This is a genomic window from Corallococcus caeni, from assembly GCF_036245865.1.
Lineage (GTDB): Bacteria > Myxococcota > Myxococcia > Myxococcales > Myxococcaceae > Corallococcus > Corallococcus caeni.
This window is the reverse complement of record NZ_BTTW01000002.1, coordinates 907,151-919,568: the sequence shown is the minus strand read 5'-3', so window position 1 is coordinate 919,568 and position 12,418 is coordinate 907,151. Positions and strand designations below refer to the sequence as shown.

Sequence of the window (12,418 nt, the reverse complement as noted above, 5' to 3'; positions counted from 1 at the left end):
GGGGCGCGACAATGTGGGCAGAGTTTTGACCCGCCCCCGAAAAGCCAGTCTCATGCCCCGGCGTTGAGCCTCAAGCCCACATCCACCGGATGGACGCTGGCCTTCACCGTGCTGCTGGCGGTGGGGGTGTCCCTGGCGCCATTGCCGGAGAAGTTCCGCCCCCTCCCCAGCCTCCGTCAGGAAGGTTCGCTCGGGCCCAAGCTGGCGGCGCTCGTGCTGCCCGCGTCACTGCGCGGCGTGAAGGCCCCGCGTCCGCCCGCCGACAGCATGGCCCCGGACGCTCCGCCCTCCGCGCTCGCGGAAGCGGACACCGCCGTCACCGACACGGATCCGCAGGCGGGCCCGCAGGTGGGCGAAGCGCCCGCCGTGCCCGGCATCGGCCTGGAGGAGCTGAGCGCCCCCACGCTGGCGAACGCACTGGAGCTGGAAGCGCTGCGCGAGCGCATGGGCGCGAAGCACGTGGACATCGAGCTCAACTGTCGCAAGACGCGCGCGGACGGTTCGTGTGAAGAGGACGGCCTGGCGCCGTTCATGAAGGCGCTCGGGGACCTGCGCTCGGACGCGCGGCGCACGCCGGTGCGGGTGGTGCACCTGGGCGATTCGCTCATCGCCTCCGACTACATCACGGACGTGGTGCGCGACCGGCTCCAGGAGCGCTTCGGTTCGGGCGGTCCGGGCTTCCTCTACATCCACCGGCTGGCGAGCGCCGGCCGCGCCACGCGCGCGGGCACCGCGAGCACGGACGGATGGAAGATGGAGCGGCTGGTGGACACGCACTGGCCCAAGGACCGCGTGGGCTGGACGGGCGTGGCCTTCTCCACGAGCGGCCCCGCGCAGGGCACGCGCTACTCCGTGGAGGGCGCGCGCGAGGCGGAGCTGTTCTTCCTGGCCCAGCCGGCCAACGGCGCCGTGCAGGTGGCGGTGGACGGCAAGAACACGCAGCGCATCCAGACGCGCGCGTTCGGACCCAAGGCGGAGGCGGCGTTCGCGCGGCTGAAGCTCCCCGAGGGCGCGAAGACGCTGACACTCACCGCGAGCGGCAAGACGGAGCTGCACGGGGTCTCGCTGGAGTCCGGCACGCCGGGCGTCGTCTACGACACGGTGGGCCTCTTGGGCGGCATGGCGGAGGTGTACCTGCGCGCGCAGCCCCAGGCGTTCCGCGCGCAGCTCCGGCACCGCAAGCCGTCGCTGGTGGTGTTGATGGTGGGCGGCAACGAGGCGTTCTTCCTGTCGCGCGAGCGCACCACGCTGGACGAGGTCCGCTCGCAGATGAAGGAGCTGGTGTCGCGCGTGCGCACGTCGGTGCCGGACGCGGCGTGCCTCGTCATGTCGCCCATCGACGCGGGCGTGCGCACGATGAGCGGCGAGCTCGTCACGCGCCGGCACTCGGCGGAGGTGTCGGAGGTGTTCCGCGAGGAGGCGCGCGCGGGAGGCTGCGCCTTCTACGACACGCTGGCGGCGATGGGCGGCGAGGGCTCCGCGCTCAAGTGGCTGGAGTCCGGCCTGATGCTGGAGGACCTGGTGCACCCGCGCGTGCGCGGCTCCAACCTGCTGGGCCACCTGTTCGACCTGGCGATGCAGCGGGCCTTCGCGCGCACGCATCCGCCGCGCGTGCCGGGCACGGACACCACCGGCCTCCAGAACGCGACCCCGGCGCTGCGCCGCACGTTCGAGTCGCTGGCCCGCCGCGAGTCCGGCGCGAAGCTGCGCGTGGGCATCGCCCAGCTGGGCGCATCGCACACAGCGGCGCACTACTTCTCCGACAAGGTCCGCGACGTGCTGACGAAGCGCTTCGGCGACGCGGGCCGGGGCTTCATCGCCGCGGGCAAGCCGTCCACCCGGCTGGAGGCCGCGCACGTCACGCGCACGCTGGACGGCGAGTGGACGGTGGAGGACGCGAAGAGCACGGCCGGAGGCGCCTCCGGAAACGTCTGGGGGCTCACCGGCATCCGCGCGGTGGGAGCGCCCGGCGCGAGCCTGGGCATCTCCTTCTGTGACGGCTGCGCGGAGGACAAGAACCGCCAGGGCCGGCTGGACCTGTACGCGCTGGATGCGCCCGGGGCCGCGGCGCCGGACATCATCGTGGACGGAGAGGCAATCGCCCCCGAAGCGCCGCCGCCCGAGCCGCTCACGCAGCCCACGGTGCGGATCCGTTCGTTCCCGGTGACGGGCGTGGCGCACTCGGTCCAGGTGAAGGTCCCGGAGGGTGGCGGCAGCGCGACGGTGCTGGGCGCGTCGCTGGAGTACGACACGCCGGGGCTGGTGTACGACGCGCTGGGGTTGCCCGGCGCCACGGCCTTCACCGCGCGGGACATGGATGCGTCAGCGATGGATGCGCAGCTCACCGCGCGCCGGCCGGACCTGCTGGTGTTCTGGTACGGCACCAACGAGGCAGCGCTGCCGGAGCTGGACGCGAACGGGCTGCGCCAGGACTACGCGGCGCTGATCGCGCGCATGCGCAAGGCAACGGGCGCGGAGTGCCTGCTCATCGGGCCCACGGACCGGCTCGCGCAGGATGCGAACGGACGGTGGGACGAGGCGCCGTCCCTGGCGAAGGTCTTGAACACGTTGCCGCAGGTGGCGAAGGACGCGGGGTGCGCGTACTGGTCCGCGCGCGCGGCGATGGGCGGTGAGCGGTCCATGCAGCGCTGGCAGCGGCAGCCGTTGCCGCTGGGCAACGCGGACGGCGTGCACCTGACGCCGCAGGGGTATGCGGTGCTGGCGAACGCGTTCGTGAAGGACCTGATGGCGGCGTACGAGTCCACGAAGAAGGGCGGCGAGCCGACGGCCTCCGCCGCGGGAGCGCCCTGAGCCGTGCTGTCCCACAGCCTCCAGTACGTCGTCTTCGTCATCGCGGTGTTCGCGCTCTACTGGGCGGTGCACCGGCACTACTGGCCGCGGATGCTGTTGCTGCTCACGGCCAGCCTGCTGGTCTACGTGTCATTCCTGCAGGTGCCGCTGTCCGCGTTCGTGGGCGGGATGCCCGTGGGCGAGCTGGTCGTGAAGCTGGTGCCGCTGTTCATCTTCCTTGGCGGCGTGACGGTGGATCACCTGCTGGTGAAGGGGATGGGGCGCACGGAACGGCCCGGCGTGCGCAAGACGCTGGTGGTGCTGTCCATCGTCTCCAACCTGGGGCTGCTGGCGGGCTTCAAGTACCTGGAGCTGTTGCGCAAGACGGTGGCGTCGCTGCTGGGACCGTGGGGCGTGGAGGTGCGGCCGGAGCCCTTCCATCTGTTGTTGCCGGTGGGCCTGTCGTTCTTCGTGTTCCAGGCCATCAGCTACACGGTGGACGTGTACCGGGGGAAGGCGAGCTCCGAGCACTCGTTCGTGGAGCACCTGCTCTACATGCTGTTCTTCCCGCGCGTGGTGAGCGGGCCGATTGTCCGCGCGTCGGAGCTGATGGCGCACTTCCGGGAAGTGCCCACGCTGTCATCGGATGACGGGAACAAGGCGCTGTTCCGCATCGCCGTGGGACTGGTGAAGAAGCTGGTCATCGCGGACGTGCTGGGCAGCGGCATCGTGGATCCGGTGTTCGGCAGTCCGCACGCGTACTCGTCGGCGGAGTGCGCGGTGGCGGCGGTCGCGTACACGCTGGAGCTGTACTACGACTTCTCGGGGTACTCGGACATCGCGATTGGCGTGGCGTCGCTGTTCGGCTTCAAGTTCCCGGAGAACTTCGCGCGGCCGTACCTGGCGAAGAACCTGTTCGAGTTCTGGAACCGCTGGCACATGAGCCTGTCGTCGTGGCTGCGGGACTACCTGTACATCCCGCTGGGCGGCAACCGGCGTTCGAAGCCGCGGGTGTGTTTCAACCTGATGATGGTGATGGTGCTGGGAGGCCTGTGGCACGGGGCGGACTGGCGCTTCGCGGTCTGGGGTGGCGTGCACGGCGTGGCGTTGTGCGCGGTGCGCTGCTGGTGGTGGTTCAAGGGCAAGCAGCAGGAGCCCGGCCCGGTGCGAGTGGCGTTCGGGATGCTGGCCACGTTCACGCTGGTGGTGTTGACGCGCGTGGTGTTCCGAGCGCCGGACATGGCGCACGCGGGTGAGTTCTACGCGCGGATGCTGGCGGGAATCCCGGGCCTGGCGAACGTGGGTCCGCTGATGTGGAGCATGCTGGCCATCGCGATCCTCGCGCACGCGCTCCCGATGAAGCTCTACGACACGGCGGCGCTCGCGTTCCTCAAGCTGCCCGCGCCCGCGAGGGCCGTGGTCCTGGTGCTCCTGGGCCTGGGGATTCGCCAGCTGTCCACGCTGGAGACCCGGCCGTACGTGTACCTGCAGTTCTGAGTACGCTGCAGTCCGATGACCGACGACGCCAGCGGCAGTTCCGGGCTCATCCTCTACCAGACCGAGGACGGGCGAACGCGCATCCAGTGCCGCTTCGAAGGTGAGACCCTCTGGCTGACCCAGGCGCAGATGGCGGAGCTGTTCCAGACGACTCCGCAGAACATCACCCTGCACCTGAAGGACATCTTCGCCGAGGGAGAGCTCGACGAGGCGGCAACTTGTAAGCCGTATTTACAAGTTCGCCAGGAGGGCACCCGCCAGGTCACACGCAACCTGCGCCATTACAACCTCGACGCCGTCCTTGCCGTTGGCTTCCGAGTGCGGAGCCACCGTGGCACGCAGTTCCGGCAGTGGGCCATGGACCGCCTCAGCGAGTACTTGGTGAAGGGCTTCACGCTGGACGACGAACGGCTGAAGAACCCGCCCGGTCCAGGTCAGCGCGACTATTTCGACGAACTCCTCGAACGCATCCGGGAGATCCGCGCATCCGAACGGCGGTTCTACCAGAAGGTTCTCGATATCTACGCAACCAGCGTTGACTACGACCCGCGGGTCGAAACCTCGCAGCGCTTCTTCGCCACGGTGCAGAACAAGATGCATTGGGCAGCGCATGGCCACACCGCAGCGGAGATCATTCACGAGCGCGCCGATGCCACCCAACCACTCATGGGCATGCGGAGCACGCGTCCCGGTGGAATCATTCGCAGGGAGGACGCCAGCGTCGCGAAGAATTACCTCACTGAGAGCGAACTCGCCGTCCTCCTTCGTATCGTGAGCCTGTACATCGAGTACGCCGAGCTTCAGGCCCTGGATCGCAAGCAGATGACGATGCGCGACTGGATCACGAAGCTCGACGAGTTCATGAAGATCTCCGGGCGCCAGCTTCTGACTCACGCCGGAAGCGTGTCCGCTGAGGCCGCCAAGGCGAAGGCCGAGCAGGAATACGCTCGCTATCACGCGTTGCTCGACGTCAAACCCCGCGCCGTCGATGCCGAATTCGAAAAGGTCGCCAGACAGCTCAAGAAGCCGACGGCTCCCAGACGCAAGCGGGTGAAGAAGTCATGACGCTGCCCGGCAGACACTGTTTCCTCGGAGTCCTTGCCACGTTCGCTGTCTGGCTTGGCACCGCGTGCGCAGGGGCTCGTCCGTCGGGCCCAAGCGAGCCCGCTGCCATTCCCTGGCCGAAACAAGACCTGACGCCTCTCGCCACCCTGGAAGGCCCTGCCATCCAGGCCGCGCATGCAGCGCTGGAAGAAGCGCTGAAGCGATTCCCCGAGGAGTCCACGGACAAGTGCGCCTTTTCCGCTCGGGCCCTGGAAGTCGTCATCGGCCAGGAGGCGGGCTGGTACTTCGCACGCGTCAATCGCCGTGTGGACCAATGTCCCGGCTTCGGCCCAGGTGTCACGGGCCTCGAAACCGACTGGTTCGAGCTGTATGCGATCTCTCCAGACGGGAACATCACGCGTTCCCCCTACCAGCCCTAGACACAACTCACTTCAACTCAGGGCTTTGGCTTCTTACCAACCTTCGAGCTTGTTTTTGCAGCATCTTGATTGCCGCCGGGGCCAGCGACACCTGGCGACGTCACAGCCATTTGCTCAACCGTAATTCTGGGCCTTGGCGGCACTCCAAGCATAGGATTCGTAGACTCCGACATAGAGGCAACCAAGTAGGCCAAAAACTCATTTCCTACCTTAGTTGTCCGGAACCTGCGCCACCGAACTCCCGCAACTTTTTCATCTTCCACGAGACCATGTATCGCGAGAGCAGGCGCCACACTGTTATACATAAACAAGGTCTCCACGCTGGCCTGAGGGCTATTATCAACTCCTCGAACAAACGCCTCTCGATGGAAATAGAACCATGACAACACGCTGCGTTCAGAAGTCCTACCATCAAGAATAAAGGAGACCCTCATGGAGCGAAGAGTTCGCTCCAGTCTGTCTCTATCCAGCCCTCCACCTGTACTTTCAACATGTGATCTTGCGGAGGATGGTTCTCTCCTGTTCAGCTTTCTCCGCAGCTCATTATTTTCCTTTTGCAACTCCTCTACTTTTCTTAACGACTCTTCAAGCCCCTCCACCTTTTCACCGGAAACCCACCCCCTGAAAGTATGCCGCCGTGCGAGTTCGGAAATACTCTCATGGATAGCCAGTTTTATGTCGCGAGAGTCCTCAACGATTCGACAAACTCGGCTCAATACCTGAGAACGAAAATCCTTCAAATCCTTCGGATTCTCCATTTCAACCACTCGACGCCCGAGCACCTGTACTTTCTTATCAATAGCAGCCTCGCTCAAAACAACAGCAAAGAGCGGCTTCTTCATACTCAAAGCATACTCATACTCCATATGCGTATAGCTCTTTGCAGACTGGGGCTCAATAGATCCATACCGACTCCCCAGAATAAGCATGTAGATATCGGATTCATCAATCCAACGTTTGATGGTCTCCATCTGGCTCTTACTTCCGGCAGCAAACAACTCCATGCCTGCAGGAATGTGTCCTGACTTCAGTACGGCATCGACTGCGGCTTGTCGTTCGTCGATCAAGTCCACATAGGTCGAAGAAATGAAGATTTGGAGCTTCCGATGCATTCCACTCGACTCCGGTCATCACGGGTCTCGCGCTACCCGCAGCCACCACCCTTCACAGCCTAGCTCAGGTCCTGAACATTGCGCTCAGGGCATGTACGGATAGCGCGCCAGCACCTTGCCCTCGGGCGAGACGGCGTACAGTTCAAATTCGTCGAACGCGAGCACGGTGCCGGGCGCCCAACCGCACTTGTCGGGTCGCGGGTTGATGCGGACGAAGTACATCCCCCGCTCTTCCCCCACGATGACTTCCATCCCCTTCGCGGAGAACGCACAGCTCTTTGCGTACTCCTTGGGATAGCGGGAGAGCCTCCGCTGCAATGCGGCGTGCGCGGCAAGAACCGCGGGCCCGTCCAGCGTCGCCAGGGGTTGAAGGTCGTCAGGCCACTGGATGCCTTCCGCGACAATGGGCCCGTGCGTTGAGACAGGCGCCCCTGCATCCGAGCCCACCGTCGCGGCCGGAAACGCGGGATTCCTCACGACAGAATGCGAGAGCCGGGGTGCCGCGGTCTCCGTCCCCCCATCCTGGAGAAGGGACACGAGGAGGAACAGGGCGTGGGGTCTCAGCATGGACGTCTCCTCGCTTGGAGCCGTGAACCTTCTACCACTGCAATGCGGGGATGCACTCCGGAGGACCTCCGCGCGGGCTGAGAGGTCCTGGAGGTGTTCCCGGTTGGCAGGTCGACACCAGCTCCCAATCACGACGCATCTCACTCCACTGGTACATCCGTCCGGACTGATTCCACTTGTAGAAGCGAGGCGAGTCCCGGTGCCCTGTCGCGAGCCACCCCCAGGCAGGAACCAGCTCACCGCGTGAGTCCCTGATCAGCTTGCCACTTGGCGTCGCGCTATAGGTCACGACCACCCATCCGCCTTGCTCCAGCCGCATCGCGGGAAAGACCTTCAGGTCGCGGCTGCTGACAGGGGTTCCGCAGGGATGGTTGTGAGCGAACCCGAAGATGGGCACATCGGGTCCGAATTCCTCATCATTCACGCCGCCATAGGCCGGACGACAACCGTCTTCTTCTCCCACGAAGCTCCGGATGGGCCATGAGACGCGCCAATCCTGCGGCGTCTTGTAGATGGAGACGCAGTATTCGACCGCATCCCGTCTCTGCCGCCTCGTGTTCGGATCACACGCATCCGCGGCCCCAGGCAAGGCCATCAGAGCCTTGAGGGCCGGAAGCACCAGATCATCGGGAATGGTTGCCGCATTCGACAGGACGACCGGAACGTCCGGATGCTTCCAGGGACCAGGGACGACCGCCAGGTTGGGATCGTCATCCAGGAAGGGCAACTCCGTTCGCAGGTAGTAGAGCCTGGAACTCGTGCAGGCCAGCACGACGCCAAGAGCCAGGAGAAGGATGCGCCACATTGGAACCCCACGGCGCCTCGGCGGGACGCGCTGTCCCGCCGAGTCTACCTGACCGCCTCAGTTCGCCTGGAGGGTGAACAAGGTCACCCGGTCATCAGCGGTCAGCCCCACCCGGTAGCGCCAGGTCGCGGCGCCGAACTGCACCAGGTACGTGTAGATGCGGTCGTCGCCTTTCGCCTCACGCTTCGCCAGCACCAGCGGCCCCGCGGGCCCCAGCTCCTGCAACAAGGCCTCGAAGTGGGGACCGGCTTTCGCCACGTACCCGTCCGGAACGTAGGCGAACATGGACGGCTCCCACGCGCCCTGCCGTGTCTTCTCCAGCAGCGCCGTGAGCATCGCCGTCACCTGCGGCTCCGTATCCGGAATGGGCTTGAGCGGCGGCACGGCGAGCGCCGGATTCACGATGGCCGCGATGCCCTCCACGAACTGCGACGGGTTCGCCCGGTCCAGGTTCGCCAGCACCACGATGGACAGCTCGTCCCCCAGGAAGCGCGAATAGGCCGTCCGGAACCCCTGCCACGCTCCCGTGTGCTGATGCAGCGGCTGGCCGTTGCGCTCCAGCACCTCCCACCCGAAGCCGTACGGATACGTCGCACCGCTGTTCAACTTCGCCGGCGACAACATCTCCCGCCAGCTGTCCCGCGTCAGGATGGCGCGCTCCGACACCGCCTCCTCCCAGGCCAACATGTCCTTCAGCGAGAAGTAGAGCGCCCCGTCCCCCGTCGTGTTCAACGACTGCGACACCCACTGCTGGTTCTTCACCACGCCGCCCACCCACTGATAGCCCGCCGCGCGGTTCGGGATGACGTCCGCCTCGCTGATACCGCGCGCCGTCTTCATGCCCGCGGGCTTGAAGACCTGACGCCCCAGCACCTCCTGATACGTCATGCCCGCGACGCGGTTCACCAGGATGCCCAGCAGCACGTAGCCGGAGTTGCTGTAGCGCCACCGCAGCCCCGCCGGGAAATCCAACGGCAGCGCGTAGATGAACTCCGCGAACTGCTGATCCGTGTAGTCCTTGCGCTCGTCGAGCTGCCCCTCCAGGTCCTGGACGCCGGACGTGTGCGTCAGCAGGTGGCGCACCGTGATGGGCTTCCACGTCGCGGGCGCATCCGGGAAGTACTTCGTCACGCTGTCCGACAGCGACACGCGCCCCGCCTCCACCTGGAGCATCAGCGCCGTCGCCGTGAACATCTTCCCCAGCGAACCTGACTGGAAGAGCGTGTCCGTCCCCACCGGGACCTGGTGCTCCAGGTTCGCGGAGCCATAGCCCTTCGCCAGCACCACCCGTCCATGGCTCACCACACCCACGGCGAGCCCCGGCACGCCCAGCCGCTTCTGCTCCGTGCGCACGTACGCGTCGATGCGCTCGCGCAGCGAGTCATGGGCCCGCGCGGGAAGGGCCACCCCCCAGAAGACAACGGCCAACGCGAACGACCTCCAGGATTTGCGCATGGGGACTCCCGACGTCCGGCCCCTCATGGGCCGTGGCATCCCTTGAGGAGTCTCCATCCGCGTGAACGATGCACGGCCACGGCCTTGGCTCGCCGCGATATGAACGGCGTGCCATGCGCCGTGCACCGCCGATGGACCCACCGCCGCCTCCGTTCCGCTTCCGCCGGCGCCTGCTGGCGGTGATGCTGCTCGCGGGCCTCATCCCGCTGGCGTTGCTGGGGGCGCTCGCCCAGGGCGTGCTGGAGCGCGTGCTCTCCATTTCCATCGCTCCCGTGGAGGGCGTGCTGGACGGCGTGTCCGACGAGCTGACCCGCCGGGGGTTGCCCCCGGATGCGCTCGACGAGGCCCGGCTGAACCTGGCGCAGGCGGAGCTGGCGCGGCGGGCCCTGGTGCGCCGCGTGCCCGTGTTCATCGTGGGCGTGGGCGCCATCGCCGCCGTCGTGCTGGCCGTGTCCGCGGTGCTCCTGGGCCGCGTCCTCACGCGTCCCATGGCCACGCTCCTGGAAGGCATGCGGGCCTACTCGCGCGGAGACCTGTCGGTCCGCCTGCCCGTCCCCGAACCCGCGCGCGACGAGCTCCAGTTCCTCCTGGGCCAGTTCAACCGCATGGGGCAGGAGCTGCTGGACCAGCGCGAGCACCTCAAGGCCGCCGAGCAGATCGCCGCGTGGCAGGACGTGGCGCGGGCGCTCGCCCATGAGCTGAAAAATCCCCTGACGGCAATGAGGCTCTCGCTCGCGCGTCTGTCTCCGCGGGATGCCAGCACCCCGCCCGACCCGACGCGCCTCGCCGAAGCGGTGGCGCTCCTCCAGGAGGAGGTGGACCTGCTCATGCGCATGACCCAGAGCTTCTCCACCTTCGCGCGCCTGCCTGCCCCCCGCTTCCAGGACGTGGCGCTGCGTCCCCTGCTCGCGGAGGTGTGCGCGCTGTACGCGGGCAACTCCCCGGTGCCCGTGGTGCTGGACCCGGGCGAGGAGGTGTCGCTGCGCGCGGACCCCGACGGACTGCGCCGCCTCTTCGGCAACTTGGTGAAGAACGCCACCGAGGCCTCTCCACCCGGCGCCCCGCCCGTCCACGTGGCGCTGCACGCAGCGGAGGACGGCCGCGTGCACGTCACCGTGAGCGACGGCGGCAGCGGCGTCCCTGAAGTGCTGGAGGGGCCCGTCCTCACGCGGGGGCTGTTCAGCACCAAGCCCGGAGGCAGCGGGCTGGGCCTGCCCATCGCGCAGAAGATCGCCCACGAGCACGGCGGCAGCCTGCGCCTGGAGCCGGGCCCCCAGGGTGGCACGCGAGCCCAGGTGGTGCTGCCGCGAGTCCCCTCCTCCGACGTCGCCCAGGTGGCCGCATGAAGCCCGGAGCCCGCATCCTCATCGTCGACGACGACCCCGGCGTCCTCCGGGCCGTGCGTGGACTGCTGCAAGACGGAGGCTTCTCTCCCGTGGAGGCCCGCTCCACGGCGGAGGCGCAGCGCCTGCTCGAAGCGCCGGACGCGCCGCCCGCGCTGATGCTGCTGGACCTGCGCATGCCGGGCGAGACGGGCCTGGAGCTGCTGGCGCGTCTGCCCAAGCCACTGCCCGTGCCGGTGGTGGTCCTGTCCGGAGAGGCCTCCCCTTCCGAAGCGGTGCAGGCCTTGAAGCTGGGGGCCACGGACTTCGTGGAGAAGCCCCCCTCCCCCGAGCGGCTCCTCACGGCGCTGCACAACGCGCTGGCGCTGGGAGCGCTGCGCGAGGAGCGGGAGCGCCTGCTGGACGCGCTGGCCCAGCCGGGGAACCTGGTGGGCGAAAGCCCGGCCATGGAGTCGCTGCGCCAGCTCATCGCGCGCGTGGGCCCCAGCGACACGGCGGTGCTCATCACCGGCGAGACGGGCACCGGCAAGGAGCGCGTGGCGCAGGCGCTGCACAAGGCCTCCGGGCGCAAGGGCCGGCTGGTGGCGGTCAACTGCGCGGCCATTCCCGCGACGCTGCTGGAGAGCGAGCTGTTCGGCCACGAGCGAGGCGCCTTCTCCGGCGCGGTCGCCCGGCGCGCGGGCCGCTTCGAGCAGGCCCAGGGCGGCACGCTGTTCCTGGACGAGTTGGGAGACATGCCGCTGGAGCTCCAGGCCAAGCTGCTGCGCGTGCTGGAGACGCGTCAGGTGGAGCGGCTGGGCGGCACGCTGCCGGTGTCCGTGGACGTGCGCATCCTGGCGGCGACGCACCAGGACCTGGGCCGCGCGGTGAAGGACGGCCGCTTCCGGCAGGACCTCTTCTTCCGGCTCAACGTGCTGCCGCTGCACCTGCCGCCGCTGCGCGAGCGCCCCGAGGACCTGCTGCCCCTCGCGCGAGTCTTCGCCGCGGAGCTCGCGGGGCCCCGCACGCCGCTCGTGCTCGCGCCGGGAGCGGAGGCCGCGCTCCGCGCCTATCCGTGGCCCGGCAACGTGCGCGAGCTGCGCAACGTCATCGAACGGCTGAACCTGCTCCGGGGCGACGGTCCCCTGGAGCTGGGTCCGGACGCGGTGGCGGCACCGACGGCCGCCGCGCCCGCACCGCGCAGGACCCTGGGGGACAAGAGCTACCGCGAGCACGTGGAGGACTTCGAGCGGGACCTCATCCGCGCCGCGCTCCGCGAAGGAGCGAGCATCGCCGGGGCCGCGCGCCTCCTCCAGGTGGACCGGGGCAACCTCTACCGGCGCATCAAGGCCCTGGACCTGCCCATCGACTCCTGAGACCCCGCGC

10 protein-coding genes are annotated in these 12,418 nt (G+C 67.6%); 6 read left to right on the top strand and 4 right to left on the bottom strand.

All coding sequences use genetic code 11. The features are described from left to right. Positions 1-63: 63 nt before the first annotated feature. From AABA78_RS11910 to AABA78_RS11895, 4 genes are read left to right on the top strand one after another with little or no spacing between them, the layout of a single operon-like run. Positions 64-2,811: a GDSL-type esterase/lipase family protein gene (locus AABA78_RS11910; protein WP_338263084.1), complete on the top strand. Its 2,748-nt coding sequence runs from the start codon at positions 64-66 to the stop codon at positions 2,809-2,811. A gap of 3 nt (positions 2,812-2,814) precedes the next feature. Beyond that, complete coding sequence (locus AABA78_RS11905) at positions 2,815-4,287, top strand: MBOAT family O-acyltransferase (RefSeq protein ID WP_338263083.1); 1,473 nt, start codon at positions 2,815-2,817, stop codon at positions 4,285-4,287. Between the two features lie 15 nt (positions 4,288-4,302). Next, positions 4,303-5,352, top strand: coding sequence for a virulence RhuM family protein (locus AABA78_RS11900; RefSeq protein ID WP_338263082.1), 1,050 nt, complete (start codon positions 4,303-4,305; stop codon positions 5,350-5,352). Beyond that, the gene (locus AABA78_RS11895) at positions 5,349-5,771 is read left to right on the top strand and encodes a hypothetical protein (RefSeq protein ID WP_338263081.1); all 423 of its coding nucleotides are present in this window, start codon (positions 5,349-5,351) and stop codon (positions 5,769-5,771) included. Before AABA78_RS11900 ends, AABA78_RS11895 begins: the two co-directional genes overlap by 4 nt. Before the next feature lie 17 nt (positions 5,772-5,788). Here AABA78_RS11895 and AABA78_RS11890 read toward each other — a convergent pair whose 3' ends face one another. The 4 genes from AABA78_RS11890 to AABA78_RS11875 all read right to left on the bottom strand — a co-directional run bounded on the left by AABA78_RS11890 (position 5,789) and on the right by AABA78_RS11875 (position 9,710). Next, positions 5,789-6,883: a DUF4062 domain-containing protein gene (locus tag AABA78_RS11890; RefSeq protein WP_338263080.1), complete on the bottom strand. Its 1,095-nt coding sequence runs from the start codon at positions 6,881-6,883 to the stop codon at positions 5,789-5,791. A gap of 84 nt (positions 6,884-6,967) precedes the next feature. Beyond that, entirely contained in the window at positions 6,968-7,360 is a 393-nt protein-coding gene (locus AABA78_RS11885) for a hypothetical protein (RefSeq protein ID WP_338263079.1), read from the bottom strand. A 121-nt stretch (positions 7,361-7,481) separates the two neighbouring features. Beyond that, positions 7,482-8,255 (bottom strand): hypothetical protein, encoded by a 774-nt coding sequence (locus AABA78_RS11880; RefSeq protein ID WP_338263078.1) that lies wholly within the window; start codon positions 8,253-8,255, stop codon positions 7,482-7,484. Positions 8,256-8,312: 57 nt separating this feature from the next. Further along, positions 8,313-9,710 (bottom strand): serine hydrolase domain-containing protein, encoded by a 1,398-nt coding sequence (locus AABA78_RS11875; protein WP_338263077.1) that lies wholly within the window; start codon positions 9,708-9,710, stop codon positions 8,313-8,315. Between the two features lie 113 nt (positions 9,711-9,823). Between AABA78_RS11875 and AABA78_RS11870 the strand changes: the two genes are divergently transcribed. Both AABA78_RS11870 and AABA78_RS11865 read left to right on the top strand, forming a co-directional pair. Continuing rightward, positions 9,824-11,056 (top strand): sensor histidine kinase, encoded by a 1,233-nt coding sequence (locus AABA78_RS11870; protein WP_338263076.1) that lies wholly within the window; start codon positions 9,824-9,826, stop codon positions 11,054-11,056. Further along, positions 11,053-12,408 carry a sigma-54-dependent transcriptional regulator gene (locus tag AABA78_RS11865; protein ID WP_338263074.1) on the top strand — a complete coding sequence of 452 codons (1,356 nt, stop codon included), beginning with the start codon at positions 11,053-11,055 and terminating at the stop codon, positions 12,406-12,408. Before AABA78_RS11870 ends, AABA78_RS11865 begins: the two co-directional genes overlap by 4 nt. Positions 12,409-12,418: the final 10 nt, after the last annotated feature.